General features: G+C 41.7%; 16 protein-coding genes. All 16 read right to left on the bottom strand.

All coding sequences use genetic code 11. From position 1 onward, the window contains the following. Window positions 1–48: 48 nt before the first annotated feature. On the bottom strand, window positions 49–528 hold the full coding sequence (locus R7Q38_RS04135) for an Hcp family type VI secretion system effector (protein ID WP_005375967.1): 480 nt from the start codon (window positions 526–528) through the stop codon (window positions 49–51). Between the two features lie 208 nt (window positions 529–736). Next, entirely contained in the window at window positions 737–3,304 is a 2,568-nt protein-coding gene (gene tssH / locus R7Q38_RS04130; protein WP_239939170.1) for a type VI secretion system ATPase TssH, read from the bottom strand. 10 nt (window positions 3,305–3,314) lie between these two features. Beyond that, window positions 3,315–4,280 carry a type VI secretion system baseplate subunit TssG gene (gene tssG / locus R7Q38_RS04125; protein ID WP_053349935.1) on the bottom strand — a complete coding sequence of 322 codons (966 nt, stop codon included), beginning with the start codon at window positions 4,278–4,280 and terminating at the stop codon, window positions 3,315–3,317. Next, the gene (tssF, locus tag R7Q38_RS04120) at window positions 4,277–6,100 is read right to left on the bottom strand and encodes a type VI secretion system baseplate subunit TssF (RefSeq protein ID WP_318114086.1); all 1,824 of its coding nucleotides are present in this window, start codon (window positions 6,098–6,100) and stop codon (window positions 4,277–4,279) included. Before tssF ends, tssG begins: the two co-directional genes overlap by 4 nt. After that, window positions 6,097–6,561, bottom strand: a complete 465-nt coding sequence (gene tssE / locus R7Q38_RS04115) for a type VI secretion system baseplate subunit TssE (protein WP_042520997.1) — start codon at window positions 6,559–6,561, stop codon at window positions 6,097–6,099. The genes tssF and tssE overlap by 4 nt, the downstream gene beginning before the upstream one ends. A 7-nt stretch (window positions 6,562–6,568) precedes the next feature. After that, window positions 6,569–7,363 carry a type VI secretion system accessory protein TagJ gene (locus tag R7Q38_RS04110; protein ID WP_005387519.1) on the bottom strand — a complete coding sequence of 265 codons (795 nt, stop codon included), beginning with the start codon at window positions 7,361–7,363 and terminating at the stop codon, window positions 6,569–6,571. Window positions 7,364–7,373: 10 nt separating this feature from the next. Then, a complete protein-coding gene (gene tssC, locus R7Q38_RS04105; RefSeq protein ID WP_025767712.1) occupies window positions 7,374–8,885 on the bottom strand; it encodes a type VI secretion system contractile sheath large subunit in 1,512 nt (503 codons plus the stop codon). A gap of 52 nt (window positions 8,886–8,937) precedes the next feature. Next, the gene (gene tssC, locus R7Q38_RS04100) at window positions 8,938–10,431 is read right to left on the bottom strand and encodes a type VI secretion system contractile sheath large subunit (protein WP_239939169.1); all 1,494 of its coding nucleotides are present in this window, start codon (window positions 10,429–10,431) and stop codon (window positions 8,938–8,940) included. After that, window positions 10,431–10,961, bottom strand: a complete 531-nt coding sequence (tssB, locus tag R7Q38_RS04095; RefSeq protein ID WP_005387524.1) for a type VI secretion system contractile sheath small subunit — start codon at window positions 10,959–10,961, stop codon at window positions 10,431–10,433. The genes tssC (R7Q38_RS04100) and tssB overlap by 1 nt, the downstream gene beginning before the upstream one ends. Window positions 10,962–10,976: 15 nt before the next feature. Beyond that, complete coding sequence (tssA, locus tag R7Q38_RS04090; RefSeq protein ID WP_239939168.1) at window positions 10,977–12,092, bottom strand: type VI secretion system protein TssA; 1,116 nt, start codon at window positions 12,090–12,092, stop codon at window positions 10,977–10,979. Further along, window positions 12,085–12,879: a PP2C family protein-serine/threonine phosphatase gene (locus R7Q38_RS04085; protein WP_005375947.1), complete on the bottom strand. Its 795-nt coding sequence runs from the start codon at window positions 12,877–12,879 to the stop codon at window positions 12,085–12,087. Before R7Q38_RS04085 ends, tssA begins: the two co-directional genes overlap by 8 nt. A 9-nt stretch (window positions 12,880–12,888) precedes the next feature. Next, window positions 12,889–13,584: a type VI secretion system-associated protein TagF gene (tagF, locus tag R7Q38_RS04080; protein WP_005387528.1), complete on the bottom strand. Its 696-nt coding sequence runs from the start codon at window positions 13,582–13,584 to the stop codon at window positions 12,889–12,891. Then, window positions 13,566–17,084 carry a type VI secretion system membrane subunit TssM gene (tssM, locus tag R7Q38_RS04075; protein WP_213970836.1) on the bottom strand — a complete coding sequence of 1,173 codons (3,519 nt, stop codon included), beginning with the start codon at window positions 17,082–17,084 and terminating at the stop codon, window positions 13,566–13,568. The genes tagF and tssM overlap by 19 nt, the downstream gene beginning before the upstream one ends. A gap of 16 nt (window positions 17,085–17,100) precedes the next feature. Beyond that, window positions 17,101–18,393 (bottom strand): type VI secretion system protein TssL, long form, encoded by a 1,293-nt coding sequence (tssL, locus tag R7Q38_RS04070; protein ID WP_213893379.1) that lies wholly within the window; start codon window positions 18,391–18,393, stop codon window positions 17,101–17,103. Between the two features lie 11 nt (window positions 18,394–18,404). Beyond that, window positions 18,405–19,730 (bottom strand): type VI secretion system baseplate subunit TssK, encoded by a 1,326-nt coding sequence (tssK, locus tag R7Q38_RS04065; RefSeq protein ID WP_080276943.1) that lies wholly within the window; start codon window positions 19,728–19,730, stop codon window positions 18,405–18,407. Window positions 19,731–19,751: 21 nt separating this feature from the next. Continuing rightward, window positions 19,752–20,207, bottom strand: coding sequence for a type VI secretion system lipoprotein TssJ (tssJ, locus tag R7Q38_RS04060; RefSeq protein WP_017820223.1), 456 nt, complete (start codon window positions 20,205–20,207; stop codon window positions 19,752–19,754). Between the last annotated feature and the right edge of the window lie 10 nt (window positions 20,208–20,217).

Raw genomic sequence — 20,217 nt, 5'->3', positions numbered from 1 at the left:
AAATACTTCTTTCAAAAAAATGCGGAGGAATACTCCCCCGCATGAAAATTACATTTGTTGACCTTTAACACCGCTGTAGCCGTATACCAATGGAGCAGAAGTGTTGTTCTTATCGTCAGTAGGAGTCACTGTCATCATCATTTCTGTGTAAGAAATTGTGATAGTTTCAACTGGACGATCGTCTTGGATAGAAACTGAGTAGTTAGAAATCATCGCATCAGTCAGTTCGATCTTCATGATCTCTTCAACCTTCTCACCCTGCTTAGTAATATGGAAAACCGCTGGTTTACCTTTACCAATCGTCGCTTCTTTAAATAAGTCAGGAGAAGAACGGTCTTGAAGTTTGGTGATAGTCAAATCATATAGACGAGTAGCGCTCGCTTCACGGTCCATCGCTGTACCAGTGTATGATGAGATCTCACGACCTACACTCCAATCTACAGATAGTAGTGTAATCAAATCTTTGTATTGCTCGGCTGTTGCCTCACCCTTAATATCTGCGTATTTAAGATACGTATTAGACTGCATGCTAATCTCCTATAGCATTATTAATTGACATATATCGTAGTAATTTAATTATCTGACGTTTGGTGATAATTAGTGATTAATGTATCAAAAACTTCATTTTAAATACGCCCTGTTATATCTTTAAATAAGATTTAATTTAAGCGTTTTTTATAAAAAATAATAGTTAATATGAACCAACTCCCAATTATTATTGAGAGTGTAAAGGATGTTAAACTATTGAGACATCAAGTCCACTAGTTGTACCTTTAACAATAATTTCATCAAACGTCTTATCATTAAGAATTGCATGCAATATTTCATGAGAAATCTTCGGAAGCAATGTATTTTCTATGGTTGTTTGTACCACACGCGCACCACTCCCAGACTCATTGCTATTGTCTACAATATCATTAATTAGTTCCTCATCAAAAAACAGGTCAGCGTTATAGTGCTTACGAATACGAGTCGTAATTTTATCCAATTTTAATTTTGTTATTTCTATCAATACTTTTTTTGATAGAGGCAAATAGGGTAATACATTCACACGCCCTAAAAATGCAGGTTTAAAGTCAACCAACAAATCATCGCGTAAAGCATCTTTTAGTGCTGACGGCTCAGGAGCTAAATCAGGATCAGAATACAAAGACATCGTCGTTTCGGTCCCTGTATTCGCGGTCATAATAATAATAGTGTTTTTAAAGTCTATATCTCGACCTTCACCGTCTTTAATTGAGCCTTTATCAAATACCTGATAAAAAATATCTTGAACACCAGGGTGCGCTTTTTCCATTTCATCGAGGAGAATTACACTATAAGGTTTACGTCTAACAGCTTCAGTCAGTACACCTCCTTCTCCATAACCGACATAACCAGGAGGAGAACCTAATAGCAATGAGACTTTATGCTCTTCCTTAAATTCCGACATATTGATAGTCGTGACATTTTCTTCACTACCATACACTTTCTCTGCAATCGCCAAAGCCGATTCGGTTTTACCCACTCCGCTTGGTCCGGTTAGGAGAAATACACCATTTGGTCGTGTCTCATCCGTGAGCTGCGCACTCGCAGTTTTTATCACTTCAGACATGAGCTCTAAAGCGTGATCCTGCCCGACAACTCGCTTGCACAAACTTTCTTTCAAACCCAATACTGCTTGGATTTCATCATCCTGAAGTTTACCCAGCGGTATACCGGTCCAATCCGAAATAACTTCTGCGATTAGCGCTTCATTTACATGCGAAAAAACTAAGGGCTGTGAGTTAGCGGAGAGGTTATTTTCAAGCTCTTGTAACTTGTCTCTCGCAGTCTCAGAACCCTCCTGGATTATTTGGGTTCTAAGTGACTTAGCTTCATTTACCCATTCTTTTTCTTTTTCCCAAAGTACTTCTAATTCAATAATGTCATTAGATAGCGCATCAATCTCTTTTCGGACACTTTGCAGCTGCACATCAAGAGATGCTCCTAGCCGATTCTCTTGGCTAAGATGCTCATACTCAGCTTGCTTTGCTTTAAGTTTATTTCTTTTCGCATCTAGGCCTCCCGGTGTAGATGACTGACTTAACGCAACTCGAGAGCAGGCCGTATCCAAAACAGAAACCGCTTTATCTGGCAGTTGACGACCATTAATGTATCGAGCTGAGAGTTGGACCGCTGCATTGAGAGCTTGGTTAGTGATATGAACATCGTGGTGTTGTGCCATTACATCAAGTAAGCCTCGTAACATTTCAATCGCGAGCTCAGGGGCTGGCTCATCAACCTTTACGACTTGAAAACGCCTAGTTAAAGCTGCATCTTTTTCAAAATACTTTTTATACTCTGCCCACGTTGTTGCTGCGATCGTTCTGAGTTCACCTCTCGCTAATGCTGGCTTCAGAATATTCGCCGCATCACCTTGGCCCGCTTGCCCACCACCGCCAATTAGGCCATGAGCTTCATCAATAAACAATATAATAGGCTGTGGAGCGTCGTTTACTTCCTTCACAAGGTTCTTAAGCCTGTTTTCAAACTCACCTTTCATGCCTGCGCCGGCTTGCAGTAACGCCAAATCCAGAGACTTAATTGCCACATTTTGCAGAGCGGGAGGTACATCGCCATCAATGATCTTTTGCGCCAAACCTTCAACAACGGCTGTTTTTCCAACACCAGCTTCTCCCGTAAGAATCGGGTTGTTTTGTCGGCGTCTTAATAAAATATCGATCATTAGGCGAATTTCATTATCTCTACCAATCACCGGATCTATTTTACCTTCCCTAGCTTGCTCAGTAAGGTCTGTTGTAAATTGATTCAAGGCGGAATTCGCGTTTGACTGCGCTAAGTCATTCGATCTTGATTGAGGCGCATTACTTTCTTTAAAGTTCAATAAGCGAGATGGTTCTATCTTGTTTAGTTCAGGACTAATCGAACCAGCCATGTTGACTAACGTATCATCAGACAAGTAGGCAAATAAAAGATGGATGCACCCCAACTGTTCTTGATTGAATTCAATGGTTGCAGATAACAAGGCATTTTGCATAACAGTCACTGTATGAGCTGATAGCCCAGGCACCGACTGGCATCCTGTTTTGTATTTTTCTAATGCCTTTTGAATATCTGTTTCAACCTTGATTTTATCGACATCAAATTCGTCAAAAACTTCAGAGTAAATATCGTCAGGATGGCGGATAATCATCATTAACCAGTGAGACATTTCAATACTGTGATGAGTTCGGGAGCTTGCCATCGCAGCTGCCTGTTCAAGTGTTTCCTTAGCCTGAGGAGACAATCTTTCGACCAACGCTGAAAGTGAGAGTGAAGCCATTACATTTCCTTTAAATAGTAATTGTTATAGTTCGATCTTTTGTACGTTCGTGTTTTTTAAGCACAGAACCAATACCTAACTGCCCCTGCTGTTTCGATAAACAAGCTTGTGGTAGCAAACTATGTTTGGTGGTGAGCTGCCACTTCAGTTGTTTATGTTTTCCAATCAACTCATAAGCAGCGTTCTTAATGATTGCTATATTGGGTTGGTTAGGAAGCAATTTACTAACTAGCTGTTTATCTTTTGGCAGAAATTCTATTGTTGTCCCCGCGTTGATATTCCATGCTTTCGAACCCAAAGAAGCTCCTAAACCAAGTTGAGCAAACTGCCCTTCAGGCATAGTTCGGGATGCAAGGCGTGTTTGCTCTTCTTTCGTAAGGTGTAACCATTGTCCTTGAAATTCATGAACTTTTACTTGGCATCCAGATAAACATTCAAGAATACTTTTTAGTCCACCTTTACTTCTCATTGGTGAAGCAAACACACCACCATAGTGCCGGGACAGTGAACTCCCTTCCCCAGTTAATGCCGATTTACAGCTTTCTAACGGCGAACGCGCGCCCTGCGCATGCGCACGAGACTGAACAGTCAGCTGACTCAGTTGCCAACATCGATAATAAAGAGATAATAAGCGATGATTGAAAATATCGTAGAAGTCCACCATAGCCGTATCGCCTTCTTTTTGGCGATGTAAAGCTAATTCACTATAGTGCTGGGGAAGCACACCTTGCTCACCCGTTAGGCCAATTAAATTGGTCTCAATCTCTAACTTGTTGTCATCTATATTTTTCAGTTCACAAAGCTGAGCATTTTCAAAACCTAATGATGGATTAACCTTTAAGTTTAGCTTTTCATGCTTCGGTAACGCATCTGTTCCTATTTGCGCCTCTGCTTGCAGAACTTCGTGTTCAATAAGATGAATCGCTTCAAACAATGGATGTTGCTTTAATTCTCGATAAAACTGTTCCGCGCTCATAGCAACACCTTATCGCCAGTTAATGCGGGCCATACGTGGAAAGACTTTCCCGTGGACTTAAGTCTTATTTCTAACTGCGTAAAAATGTTAATTTCAGCATATTGCGAGAAGTAAACAGATAAAACACTACCTAAGAGAAAGATCTGCTCTTTAGGTAAAATTTGATCAGAAACCGTCAAAATAATTTTTATACCGTGCGCAAATCCAACTTTACCTTTCTGACTAATTCTTCCTGTAGTAGGCTCAAACTCTAACTTAGTTAAAGCATCGATTACCGCTTTCGTTTCTGCTGTCCCAGAAAATGCATAGAGACTAAGGGTCTGCTTCAAAGTTGCTAAACCATCTTCCTCGGTAAAATGGTTTAAAGTTAAAAGCTTAGTTAACTGCCATCGTGTGCTTTCATCCATTTCTGGCCGAATAGTTTCTGATAAAGAAACTAAACAACGAACAGATTCGAAATTGTCATTTACCTCCGGTAAAGATACTTGCGGCAGCCCACCTCCAAATGGAAGTTTCTGCGCTAAGTTGCGGTTACAGCACTCAGCTTCCACGTACATTAACCAGTTTTCCCGGCTATCCGGGCTGAACAACTGATGTTTTTTATCAACAAAAGAAATGTAAGTTTCTCTACCTGGCTCATCATACCCACCAGCCCAGTTCTTATCCTCACGTCTCATCAACCAATAAATCTCACTAGTGTTTGTATAATGCGTGTGCTCACCAGCGTGATAACATGGCAAATTGTGGTACGTTTTGTTCCAGTTTCTCAACGTTACGTCAGAAATTGAGACAACCTCATTACTTTCAGATTCTTGGTATTGCGGAGACAAGTGGTAATCGTATTCAGTTGGTAGAATACGCTTAGGCTCCATAATACTTTTAAATAAGTTGATTACAGGCACACAACCTACCATTAAGCTTTCTTCGTCCACTTGCTTTGGAAGCCAGTCATCGTTGGTATCAAAGTAAAAATACAGTTCGACTTGCTCTCCAAGATCTAGCTCAGATAATCCAAGTTCGGTGATATCAAAGAACATAAACTTCTCAGGAAAGTGCAAATACTCAACAAGTAATCTTGCTCCTGAAAAGCTTCTTTTACTGTATGGCACAACTTTCTCATCTTCTGAAAATCCTACTTCAGAAAGATGTCTTTTGGTTAAAGGACGAACTTCTTTGCCATCCACAACAACAGATAAACCAATTAGGTTTTGAAACAGCATTTGGTAGAGCTTAAAAGTCAATTGAGATTGACCGTTTAAATAGAAGCGCAGCCGTTCTATCCCCATTTCACCAAGAGGAGTCTCTTCATCTTGAGCCGTGAGCTGTACTTTCAAAACTGAATGAGCATTGCTTTCCCATCGTGAGCCAACTGGCTTGAAAGGCGCATTTTTAAAAACGCCAGAGGTCACATCAACAGGATACATTCTGACCGGATAACAAGTTCTAAACTCGCATTCATGATATCCAGTAGCACCGATAACAACTCGCTCGCCTTCTTCTACATCAAAATAAGAGGAAGTGGAGTTAGAACAGCTCATTTTAATGACTGACATTGACGGGATTGGGGCGTGAAAATCCGGATATAACTGTCCCATCAAAGACTCTGTAAACTGAGGGTAACTATTGTCTAAGCTTTGTCTAATCCTTGCTGTTAGAAATGCGCAGCCTTCTAACAATCTTTCTACGTGTGGATCGTCAACCTGTTCCTCACTAATACGAAGTCTCGCGGCAATCTTGGGATACTGCTCACCAAACTCTTGCCCTTTGTGACGCAAATAAGCTAACTCGCGATTATAGTACTTGAGAAACTCTTCACTCATTTTGCTCTACTCAGTTTCATACCTAAATTTACCGGCTCTACTTCAGAATTGAATCGCACTTCATGAATACTGTTATCAATTAAGCAAGTGGCATTTATCTGTAACCTCAATACCCTATCAATAGCGTTTTTCTCGTCCGAAATCTGGACATGAGGGTTCCTTAACCTCGGCTCAAACTCTTTAATTGCATCATGAACGATGTCGCAAAGCTGATTCTGCCCTTCTTGGCTGCTATAGGGCATTGAGGAAAAATCTGGCAGCCCATAGTTCAATATTGAATAACGAACCTCTAGAAGATCATCAGGAATATTTTTCCATCCAATACGACTATTCAGCATCGACTCTAGATCTCTAAGTAAGCTGCTCAACATCTGTTGCTGGCTTGCAGGGAAGTCTTTCTCATCCCGAGCGAGAGGATCACTATCTATCAATTTGTCGAGCAGAGAAACGGTTAACGACATGATATTTCTACGCTATTTGTTTCTGTTCTAATAATGTAGTCAAATCACAGATTGGAAGCGCTGAGTCACCGACTAACCAACATTTTTGACCCAAGCCAACAAAAGATTCTTGCTCACCAATCTGCTTCCAATCCGTTTCTCGACCTAACTTTTGCGCATCGGTCTCTGAGTCGACATACGTCAAAGGCATATGGCCTTCGCCTTCACCAAGTCCATCGATATCAAACTCGACAGGTCGCCAAATACTCTCTAACAAAGAAGCAGGTGCTTTAACTTCTAGCGTATGGATACTCGATATGGGTACAAGAAAATAGTTACCTGCTGTAGAAAACAGTTCAATGTAACCACCTAAACGATCATCAATATCTCTAGCATCTTCGTAGTTTGTGCCGTTTACGTTAAACCCTTTAATAGTACGATGCTCTTCAATGCGATGCGATAGACGTGACGCTTCTTCGTACTCTTGATTTCCGAGAGCAAGATTAAATCGAACAAGCTCTTTAGTTAATTCCTCATCACCTAATACTTTGGCACTAGCCGCACCATTGATAAAATCCTTTCTAGCTTGAGCTGCTTTCACTAAATGTCGTAGCTGACTTGCACCAGGCAGATACTCAGGAAACAATTTAATCGATTGCATGAGCTGAGCGTCCGCACGCTCGAAGTCCCCATCAATGCAAAGAAGCTCAATGAAGGAACTTCTCAAGCTCGCATCTTTAGGGGTTGCTTTAATTTCATCAATTAATTGCTCTAGAGCGTGTTGCAATAGGCCTTGGGACAAAGCATTTTTCCATTGAGTCATTGTTATTTCCTTACACCATGTGCTCTGGTGATAATTCGGTAATTAATTTAATGCTAGATACCATTTGATCGAGTTGAAAATGCGGTCGCAAATGGATAACTGAGTAATAATGTCCAGGAGTTTCTCTTTTCTCTCGAACTGTAATTTTCGCTTCATTTAGGGGGTATTTAGCTCGAAGCTCATCAGACGCTTCATCTGATGCGGTAGTGTACTGATGTAACCAGCGTTGAAAGTCACGCTCTAGGCTTTCTGCGTCTTGATACCCACCAATTTTGTCACGCCCCATAACCTTGAGATAATGTGCGACTCGCGATACACACAATGTGTATTGCAACATCGATGTCAGTTTTGCATTCGTTGAAATATGCTTTTCTGCGTATTGTTTGGGCTTGTAGAGAGATACATTTGAGGTCATCCCCACCATATCGGTCTCAGGTATTGGAGAAATAGAAATAAAACCGCACTCAGACAATTCTTGTTCTTTTCTCTCAGAGATTTTCAAGTTTAACGGACATCTTTCACGATCATTCTTGCCATTAACACGCATCTTGCTCCTTGTAGGAGCGACGATAATACCCTGACTGTAATCGCCTTGTTTAATCCCTCGCATATGCGTGAACCAACCATGTTCCTGAAATGCTCTAATTGATACGGCAGCAAAACAGTACGCACTACTCCCCCATAGCAAATCTCGATTGGAGTCGTAGATGTGTTCTTGAAAATTGAATTTATCATTCCGCGAGCCATCACTTTTGTATGGCTGACGGAACAAGACGTTAGGTGCAGTCAAACCAATAAATTTAGCGTCATCGTTGTCTCTCAAACTACGCCACTTTGCATAATCTTCCTGTTCAAATTGGGCCGCTATATCTCTTATCGCAGAGAGTTGAGCGAAACTATCAACACCAAACATCTCTGGCGATGCAGACATGATAAATGGGCTGAATGCTGCAGCTGCAGACTGAGAGATCTTACTCAACACAGACAGATCTCTATCAAAATAATTTTTACTAGGATCACAGCGAAGCTGATAATCTCCAACCACCACACCAAAGGGTTCTCCCCCTGCCATCCCATATTCATTTTGATAGAGCAACTTAAATAGTGCTGATTGGTCAAACTCGATGGCTTTTAAAGCATCTTTACTGATTTCATTCCATGTCGCCGTTAAAACCTTAACTTTTACAGAATCCGATGAACGAGAATCAACCTGTTCACATAAATACCTAACTCCAACCCACCCCCTTTCGAGCTGTTGAAACTCAGGATGATGTAATATTTCATTTAGTTGAGATTCTAATAGCTCATCAATGCGGTTAATTGTGTTCATCACACTATGACGAAAGCTGTCCAAATCTCTTGAACGTGTACCTTCTAGCCAAATTCGCGCTGACGATACAAGATCAGAAGATTCATTGAATCGAGTCAACCACGGGCTATCAAGTTCAGCGTAGCCTCCGGTACTGAACTCATGTTTTAGCTTGCTAGGGTCGCGAAAGTTAAGTGACACTGCTAATTCCATCTAGAACATAAAGATTGGTCATGGCTGGCCTTTCGACCAGCCAATTCGTTTCTTATCCACCTGACTGAGGGATCTTGGCCACAAGTCGCAAAGATGTAGTCAGTTCTTCCATTTGCAACCAAGGTTTCAGCCATGCTACGGCATTGTAAGAACCAGGTGCGCCAGGAATTTCCTTAACCTGAACACGAGCGTCTGCTAGAGGGTATTTCGCTCTGATCTCTTGACCACCGCCTTCAGAAGCATTGACGTAACCTAGGATCCAGCGGTTCAGCCAAGACTCAACGTCTTCTGCTTCCATAAAGCTACCAATTTTATCTCGAGCCATTACTTTCAAATAATGCGCAAAACGAGATGTTGCCATCATATAAGGTAGGCGGGCAGAAATGGCCGCATTGGCCGTTGCTTCAGGGGATTCATGGTTCGCTGGTTTTTGACAGGTTTGCGCACCAAAGAACACTGCATAGTTGGTGTTTTTGTAGTGACAAAGCGGTAAGAAACCAAGCTTACCAAGCTCCGCCTCACGTCTGTCGGTAATACCAATCTCTGTTGGGCACTTCATATCAGGGTCGCCATCATCACTCATGAAGAAATGCGTTGGCAAGTTATCCACTCGACCGCCGCCTTCTGCACCACGGATGGCAGTACAAAATCCATATTTTGAAAATGCGTCAGTTAACTTAACACCAAGAACATACGAAGAGTTCATCCAACAGTAGTCGTTATGTTCAGCGTTAACAGCAATACCTGAAACAGGATCTACTTCGAACTCTTCAAACCCAAACTCTTCGACTGGAGCGGTAGCTTGTCCGTATGGCAAACGAGCAAGGACTTTTGGCATCGTCAGACTAACGAAGCGCGAATCGGCACTCTCGCGGAACGAACGCCATTGGGCGTATTCTAGTGATTCAAATACCTTATCTAGGTCGCGTGGTTTTGACAGCTCAGTCCACTCATCAAAGCCGAATAGTGCTGGTGAAGCCGCGGACAAGAATGGAGAGAAGCCAGAAGCCGCTACATTTGACATTAGGCGTAACGACTCAATATCTTCTGGGTGGTTGGTAAACTCATAGTCTCCAATCAATGCACCATACGGTTCACCACCAGCACTACCAAACTCAGACTCGTAAACCTTTTTAAAGATCTGGCTTTGATCAAACTCAACAGCTTTGCTCAAGTCTTTATGTAGTTCTTTCTTGGTCATACTCATCATGCGAACTTTCAGAGTAGAACTGGTCTCTGAATTCATCACTAGATAATTTAAGCCGCGCCAAGAACCTTCGAGTTTCTGTAATACTGGGTGATGCATTACTTCAGACAACTGATCAGAAATCTGCCTATCGAGCAAATTAATCGCTTCACGAAAAGTTACTGTTAGGTTTTTGTTCCAAGTAACTGTCCCTTTCATTGCTTCTTCAGCGAGCGTTTTAATCAGCTCCTCAGCACGAGAAGCTTCGGTCTGCTTAGTCGCACCAATAGCTTGATCTAAGAATGAAGTTGTCTGTTCATTAACTGTTGGATCTAACTGTTTTTCAGCTTCAGTCGTCATTATTCCGCTCCTTCAGTACTGTCTGACTTCGCTTTCTTGTCAAGATCTAACTCGCCTGCAAGTCTTGCCAGATTGTCCGTATTGTTCAAAACATCCTCTAGGATATTTTCAAGCTCTTCTGAGCGGTCAACTTTTGTCATCAAATCACGCAGTTTATTACGCGTTTCCATCAATTGGCGTAGTGGATCAACTTGATTTACGATCGCAGCAGGCTCAAAGTCTTGCATTGATTTAAAGTTTAAATCGACCTCAAACTGTGAATCGTCATTCGCAAGCTTATTCGCAACTTTAAACTTCACCGATGGATTCATTTTTTTGAGTACATCGTCAAAGTTATCTCGATCGATCTGAATAAAACGGCGGTCTTTTAATGGCTTCAACGCTTCTGTGTTTTGACCAGCGAAATCACCCATTACACCTACAACAAAAGGCAGTTCTTTCTTAAGAGTTGTACCTTCAGTTTCAACATCATAGGTAATGTGGACACGAGGCTTCCGTACTCGTGATAGTTTCGAGTGGATACTCGTCATACCATTCTCCCTTTATTAATTTTCATTTTGTTCTGCTATGCCAACCAAACGGAAGTAGCTTTTCTTTGCATCCCCGTCGGAGATAAGTTCCGCCAGTAACTCCGGCAGAGGCATCCCACACCAACGAATGATCTGTTCGATGGAGTAAGAAACTGGTGAGTGAGGTTCACTCTCTCGGAAGAAATCAGCTACTTGCTGCAATTGTCTAATTGCCTGCTCTCGTGATTTCATGTTTGTCGCTAATAATGCATCACAACTTTGTGCACTTAACGGTTGTTCAGAAGAAGATTCATCAAGATCCTCTAGCTCTTCAATCACTGCTTGTGGTTGATTAAAACGATCTCCAAGAAGGTGCTTTAATGCCGAGTGTATTGATTCAAGTCTTTTTGATATATAAGAGCTAGGAGTCACATCACCGACCGCTTCATCTAATCGCTGACTGAATTCATTAAATGATTCCGTAGCGAACTCCAAATCCGTGATTAATTCTCGATAAAACGTATCAGAAGTCGACTTAACCGTAGTTATAATTTCAGATAGCTCAACAGCCCCAAGCTCGACTCGATTTCGGCACTTATCTTCGTCTAAGCGTTCAAGCTCTATAGCTTGCTGATATTCCCAATAGGCATAAGCTTGCTCCACGCCTAAGTCAGTCAATGGTATACAAGCAATTGGAAAAATAAGTGTTCCTTCACTATCGATACCATTGAGGCCAATAATCGCCGATATTCTTGTCTCAATACCATCTTCATCAGGCATTGGGTACAGATCATCCCAAAAGTTCTCAATTAAACTGGTTGCGAGTTTGTAGCCAACGCCCATACCACGAAAACCATACAATCGAGTTAGGGCTTCTATAAGCCAGGCAACAAATTCCAAATCTTTAGACTGATTCGTGAGTATTTCTGGGACATCTTCAATAAATACTCGCCATAAATTACTGTGGGTATAGATACTTTCTTCTTCTATAAGAGCATTACGTTCAGCGTTGCGGGCGGCCATACGCTGATCTTTCAACCGATAGTAAGCAGACTGTGGTGATACATCCTCTCTAGGATCAATACCTGTAGGATTTTCTTGAGATATAGGAGCCAACGCTTGTTCATACCAATCAAACATTTCATTACTCATAAGCTCTCCCTCTTAGAAAGACAGGTATCGTCGCGTCTTCTCTAGTTACTGTTTCGCACTCCGTTTGCGCTTGGCGAACTTTGATCAAAGCACAAGTTACGTTATCACTTGCGCCCCGAACCAAAGCCGAATGCATGAGCGCTAATCCAGCTTGGTTGACTGAGTCTGCATACAATGTCCGATGAATTTCATCACTCGTAAGTTCCTTAGAGAGTCCATCGCTACAGAGTAGAAACTGATCGCCGTCAGCCAACTGCCCTGAAACTTGATCAATAGTGACACTTTCGTCGACCCCAACAGCTCTGGTAATAACATTTGCAAGAGGGTGAGATTCGGCATCTTCAAATGCCAATAAGCCCTGATCCACTAAGTCCATGACTTGACTATGATCACGTGTTTTTTGGACAAAATTACCACTTCTAAGCTGGTAAATTCGGCTATCCCCCACCCAAAGACAGTGGTAATACCCATCCTGAATAAACAACAAAACAAGTGTTGTTCCCATCGTTTTACCGTCTAAGTGATTTTGTGCGTATTGGTAAATTTCTAAGTTCGCTTCTTGAACCACTCTTCGGATATCATCGATATTAGTATTGGAGACATCCTGCATGTGGCGCGCGACTCTATCCACTAGCATCTGGCTTGCTATATCGCCAGCACTGTGTCCACCCATTCCATCGGCAACCACCCAAATATGCTGCTCTGTCATATCCAACAGAGCATCCTCGTTATAAGGGCGTACTTTTCCTGCGTGCGATTTAGCAAAGGTAAAATAGTTCCAATTCATTCTTCTATCCTACCAATTCCACTTTTTCCAGCCGCCATCAAGCATGGCTGAAAACTGACCAATTGAAGGAAATCCACTCGTAATGAACATGCATGGTTCAACCTTCGTTGAACCTTCAGTCCACCAAAAACATGGTTTACTCAATTTTTCTTTAATGAGGTAATTCAAAAGCGTATTTTGATCAGTATTGCCGTGATCATGAAAAACTGTAGATATTTGGCTTTGATAAAGAAACTCTAGAGGCCTCACTTCACTTGTTACATTCGCAACGAGGTCATTTTTTTCTTGAGTACTCTTATGCCAAACATCAAAGACAAAGTCGTCCTCAAGTACTGAAAGAGCAAGAGCGGCACTGTCCTCTGTCCAAGCTCTGTCACCCCAATATTGCGCAGCTTCACCTTTTACGGCACGAGCTATAGTAAAGAAAAAGTATCTACCGCATGCATCAACACTAGGAATCATGCTACCAATGTAGGTTGAGTCTTCTAAATAGCTAATATCCAAAGCAAAGTGCCACACAGGAGCCGTTAAAAAGTGCTCATTCCAGCTTTCACCCAGTTGTTCCCTGCTGACTGCAATAACCGCCTGTTGCCAATCATGCCAACGCTCCGAGAAATCTTGTGATAAACCATCTTTCACAAAGTCCCCTTTTGCAGGCATTTTACCGATATAGCCCCAGCCTGATGTTATAAGGTTCGTGGACATCTGAACCTCTCCATTTCATTTGACCAAAACGGATTAATGGCACTAGAAGGAATAAGCTCTAGCTGCACCTTATTTCCCTTTAAATCAATCATAACTATATTGTCTTTACGCGATTCTGGCCTTGCTTTAAGTGATTGATCCAAAAGCTTGAATATGCCCCACTCACCTTCATAGGTATGCGCAATTTCGCGTTTAGATTCAGGTGGTGTGAACACAATTCGAGTCTGATCTTGACCGGCAGGCCAACTCAACGATTTAGCTCTTGCTGGTCCATGCTTATAAACCAAATCTTGTCCACCCAACTCTAAGACAAATCGAGTAATGTGCTGGTCTAGATAAACAGGCTTCATCCCAAACTCTACGCGTAATGAATTATCAGATTCAAAGAAAGACTGCCTGATACGTTGCGCTCTTTGAAAGACCATTAGTGTTTCTGGACGAACTCCAATTTCCTTTTCTAATCGCCAACGACTTTTCGAAGTATCCACAAACGGTTCGAGGTATTCTTGGAAGAATGCGTCAAGCGTACCTCCATAACCAAAGAATCGCTTAAAGTCTTTCAATCTAACTTCTCTGCTCGCATTGGGCTCGAATGGATATCTGCCAGCAATAGTCCGCTGATAAGGGCGTACCACTTGTGTTACCCAAAGTTGATTTAGATGATCCTTCGAACCGCTCTCCGCAAACTTAACCGACTCTTGAGAAAGCTCACCTAGCCATTGATTAAATGGTCTCGGCAAAAGTTCTTTAGCACGAGCAAAAGAAGCTGCTACATCTTGTGTAACGGTTCCATCTAAAATACTTTTGTAGGCAATTTTCTGATTGTTACCAGAGCTTGATAAGTCACTTAAATACGAACGCAAGTTAACCATTGCTTGTTGAATATCATCAAAGTCTTGCTCACCAAGGCGTAAGATCTCTGAAAAATGCGATTCGACTTCTTTACCTGGCAGAGCAACATTGAAGCCGTTTTCTTCAGGTAAATACATGTCTAGTCTATCAGCCGTATTTGAAAACTTAACTTTGGCAACTTTACCAACAACTTCAGAAGCGGCTTTTTGATTTTCTGACAATGATACTTTTGATAGAGCAACCTCTTTTTGGATTGCTCTCAACAAAGATTCGATTGGTCTTTCAACTCCAGATAAAACCCTCGCTTGCTCTGTCGCAAGTTCTAGGCTCGGAGCCTGCTTCAATTGAATATCTTCGATCAACGTTTTCCATTCATTAACATAATCTTGATAGTATCGAGACTGAACGCCTTGGATGGCACTATCTTGATCAATTTCATGAGCCTTAAGATCGTCACCATAAACCCAGTTCTCTTCCATTAGGCTTTTTACTGTACGGTTGATCTGAATCTGAAAAATGCTATGAAAACCATTGTACGTGTAGAAACCCGAAATGCCTTGTGATAGCGGTTTTCCACTAGCTCGCTCGAACTGCTCAAGCCCTTTAGGTCCCAATACATCAGTCAAGCGAAATGAAGGTACATGACTCTTAGAAAATTGTATTTTCATTCGCTGATAAGTACGTTCAGGTAGAGACATTTGAGTCAACACTTCTCGAGCACTCGTCACGGCAGCAGTGTTGTAAGTAAAGCCTTGTCCATCGTTGCCTAATAAATATTGAGTGTGCTGTAGCAAACGTCTTCTTAAGTCTGCGTTTAGCTCACCCGGATATTGACGTTCGAAATAAAAGTTAAACCAAGCCAACACTTCATCTTGTTGATATTTGTCTGGATTGAATAACATCAAATACGTTTTTAACGTTTCGTACAAATACTCACGATGCTGTTGATTGCTCTCCATTTCTGACACCAAGCTATCAAGAAGCAGAGGGGCGTAATATTGGGTCAAAGCATCAGAATATGCATTGTTTGCCGCCTGAGACACTTTGTCTCCCTGATAGAGACCAAACCTCTTTACAGAGTCGGCATCACCGTAGTTGCTTTGCTTTCCGAGAGGAAGCGTCATCAACCTATCTAATGTTTCTACAGCTGAAACAATATCCGCTTCAAAATCTAAACTTTGAGCGCCAATCATTGCATCAATATGGCTAGCTTGTTCATTGGTGTCGACAATTAACTGTGAGTTCCACTTATAACTCATAAACCAAAGCGAAGAAGCTCCGAGCAGTAGCGTTGTACATCCAATGTAAACACCTCGACGCATCCAACCTGACTGCTTTTGATAGTGACGATTAACTGTTCCTAACAGTTGCTCTTTGAAAATAACCTTGTCAAAAAGATTCTTTACGAAATAACTATGAGAACCAGTCTGACTCTTTGCTAGAGCTAATCGATTTAACCCAAGTCCATTGGTTGATTCATTCATCAGCTTATCGACTGGTAAGCCTTCTTGAACCGAACTCAACATAAACACACCACGAATCAAGGCAGGCTCTTCAAAACTGTTTTGTGCAAAAATTTCAGCTAAAAACTCGTCAAGATTAGCTTGTAGCACTCTTAATTGCTTTGGAAATTCAAAGATAAGTGCGCGTTTATCTAAATCGTCCTCAGTTTCAAGTATTCTAAGCATACGGGCATCAAGACGCTCCAACATGCCATGAAATTCTTTGTTGAATAGAGAAATAACGCCTCTTTCATCATCCACTTCACGAGGGAACATGAAACCAAATAATTCCTCTCGCTCTTCCTTACTTAAATCGGCAAAGAACTCATTGAAACCGGCAACTAAATCCATTTTTGTGAGCAATACGTAAATCGGAAACTGCATGCCTAACTGGTTTTTCAGCTCTTGAAGTCTCGACTTAATTGCTCGAGCATGAAGACTTCGCTCGGTTCGAGTCTGAGACATCACGCTGGCTAAACTTATCGTAACAATCGCACCATTAATTGGTCTTTGCGTTCTATACTTTTTCAACAATCCTAAGAAACCATGCCACGCTTTAGAGTCGACCTTTTCTTGACTGTCTTGTGTCGTATACCGGCCAGCCGTATCTATAAGAACTGCTTTATTTGCAAACCACCAATCACAGTGGCGAGTGCCACCTACACCGGCAATAGAGTCAGAGCCAAGGCTGTCTCCTAATGGAAACTCTAACCCCGACTGCTTTAATACGGTTGTTTTCCCCGTTCCAGGAGGGCCAATCAACACATACCACGGTAAGTCATACAAACTTCTCTTGCCTTTGTGTGTTTTCGTCACTACTTTGACAGCTTGCTCAATACGCTCGCGCATTAAGTCAATTTCACTTGCCGCTTCTTTATCTGATTGGCTATCAACCTCAAGCAACGTTTGAATACTTTCGTCTTCTTTCACCTTCTGCTTATGCTGCTTGGTAACGTTAAATATCGCCCAAAGCAACACCAACACAAGAATAGTGACTAGCCGTTGAAAGTCACTCTTTAGGGGCTCATATCCCGCTATCGTAATAAGTGGACCAACAACCCAAATGAAAATAGAACAAGCAGCGACACCGATAAGACCGAGAAACCATCTTTGAGTAAATATTCTGCCAATTTCTTTAATACGCATCTCTATCTACCTATTATTAATTCGCGACAAGAAGGTCGATTTCAATCCGGCGGTTAATAGCTCGGTTTTCATCACTACTGTTTTCAACTAATGGTCTTGCATCCCCCAATCCCTCGGGTATCACTCGCCCTTCTAATGCACTATTCGAGATCAGTTGTTCAGACATAGCAGTGGCTCGAGCTAATGATAGGTGCCAGTTCGAGGGATATTTACTCGTGAAAATAGGCCTATCGTCGGTGTGACCAGTAACAATGATCTTGCCTTGGGTCGACTCCAATGTTCTCGCAAGCTTAGAAATAACGGGTTGGATGTAAGCGACAACATCAGCACTACCTGATTCAAATAGATCTTGAGACTTTAACGAAATTCTTACCCTGTCTTGCAGCGGCTCAACATTGATTAGCCCCTTACCGATCTCAGTTGCTAGATACATTGAAATCTTTTCTGAAATTGGCGCTGATTTTGATTCTGACGTTGCATCTTGGTTAAGTTGTTGCGGTTGAATCAAATTAACTAATTGAGAAAAGGTGCGATTTGATGCCTTATTTAGCTCATAGCTAAAATACATATATATGCAGACCAATAATGCCGCCGTTACAGAACATACAACCCAAAGAGGCGCTCTATCAGAAGCCTTTGAGCCATTCAAAATGTGTTGGTCAATACTATTACTGAGATCCTGAGGGACTCCTCTCCCATAAGACTTAAGAGTAGCAATAACTTGTCTTCTCAATTTCCGGTGCGATTCCAGTCCATTTTTTTCTAAACGGTATTGACCCAGAAACCCGAGAGATAAACACACATACATTAGTTCAAGCAAATCTAAGTTCGCATCTGGTTTCGCCATGCACTTATCAAGATGCTTAAAGAAAGCTTCCCCACCTTGACTGCTAGCATAGAAGGAGCTAAGTAATGAATCGTGACTCCAGAATGAACTCCCACCCCAATTGGTGTTAAGGACAACTTCATCTAGTGAACAGCATAAACAATAACGAGCTGTATCAATGGTATCCAAATCAACGTCATGCTGACGTAATCGGTTCTCATAATCTCTAAGCTTTTGTGCCAATGTCTCTTTTAGAAACAACGGATCGGAATGAGTCGCTGTCGACCGAATTTGACCGATAATAGATAACAGGCCATTCGCCTCTGCTAGTAGAGAGTTATTCCCATAAGCGACCACTGAATCATTGTTCACCAATTCAGGGCTTTTTGAGATAACTACGGTATTATCCAGTGACTTTTCTGATTGTGGTTTCGATGCGGGTGCTCTTCCACCCGGTGTTGGTTTTACGATCGTTTGTTCCATACTGAGCGCGCCTATTGATTAATACTCCAAAGCTCAAGTTCAGCATTCGGAAAATGCCCTGATAGGTGAAGCGCAATACCGCCACTATCTTTTAGCCTCATCCAAAATGGCCCTTTCTTGACAACTTCGAAATAGACATAGCCCGTTTGGTAAGGAATCTGTCTCGGGACGACACTCAACGGCACTACGTTTATACCGTTGATCTGATTATTAATTAGATCGCGAATCTGTTCTGCCGGGCCAAACTTGAGTTGCGCTGGGACCAGGCGTCTTATTTCATCTGTTGTGGTATCTGCTTTAATTGCTAGCACAAATTGGCATGACTCAAGCAAGCGTTTATCTGGAAGTGGCGTCACTTGAATACCGTACTGGCGAGGCTCCAACGGAAGTTTGGTCGCAGTTTGGTCAAGAACAACACTGAGGTACTGACTGAGTATCTGATTCAACTCGCTATAGACACTTGATACATCTAAGTGATCATACGCAAGCAAACTTGGGACTCTTTTAGTTTTATTAGAAAAAGTGGCTAACTCACCAATGTAACCTTTAAGTGTCGTCGCTAATTCCAGTGGATGTAACCTATCTAACTCACTGAAATGCTTTAACTTAGCCTCATATCGGTTCAGCATTTGGAGCATGATGAAATCAACAGCAGATGCCGATGCAGATTTACCCTTAATCAAGCGCTGCGCAATAACGTCAGCACGCATCTTTGTCATCGCGATAACGTTACGTAGATAGGCTGACATAACTTTGTCGCTAAGGAGATTGATAAGCGGAGGAACGTACTCATCGTCTAGTATAACTTCCCCTTCAGGAGTTACCTCTTTGATCCTTAAGATAGGTAACTCCACATAACCCGCTAATTTGTCATTACTCGCTTTCAACTCTAGGTTAAGGGCTGCAACTTGGATGGTTTCCTCATCTTGTCCTGTAAGGTTATCTATCACGTCGATATCTTGAAGTACATAACGAGAGACGATCGATTCGCTTACATCCGAAACGTTTTTACCTGTAACACTTGAAAGAGGGAGAGTTATTTTTACTAACGTATTTTCAGTGTTTTTATCAATAAGTAGAGGCGAAACTGAATCGTTGGATATTAACGTATTAACCAACGTCATATCTGGCAAAACAGCTTCAAGATGCTCAAGTTCAATAAGACCATCTTTTAGCGCGTGTTTTTTTACTCGACATTTCCAAACTCCCCAATTGTAAGCCCCACCTAACTGATGTAAGCCCTTGAATTCTTGAGAGGTTGCGCGTTCTTGTTGTTGGAAGTGCTGGGGACGTAAAAACATTCCTTCGCACCAAGCCGTCTTGGAGTATTGCGTCATTTATAATTAGCCAACTAAACGTTATTTAACGACCAAAGACAGATCTTCTAACAATACTTGATATGTGTTGTAACCGGTCTTATCCACTTTAATGACTTGTCGCCAATTTGAGTTTTCAATATCTCGAAACGCGACGACAATGCCTAAATATTCTGTCTTTGGAGACATACTTGCTTGATATGTTTCTTTCTGACCTGGAGTTAATGAAACTTCATATTTATTCACTAAATCAGGTCCTAAGACTTTTTCACTTTCTTCATAAATAGAAAAAAAGTCCTGGCTTTCGAAAATGGTATTTGACGTTAATTCAAATACATACACCACTACAGGAGAAGGCCTGCCGTTTGAATCAGGATTAATGTTATGACTTGCTGCTATTTCTAAATCTGAGTATGGATCAACAACTAGGTTCGCTGCTGAGCACCCAAATAAAGCCATTGAAATTAATAACAAAATATATTGGTAAAACTTTTTCATCACCCTAATT

This window comes from Vibrio sp. Vb0598 (assembly GCF_033338935.1).
Lineage (GTDB): Bacteria > Pseudomonadota > Gammaproteobacteria > Enterobacterales > Vibrionaceae > Vibrio > Vibrio alginolyticus.
Note: the sequence above shows the minus strand (reverse complement) of the source record. Positions and strands in the feature narration are given on the sequence as shown.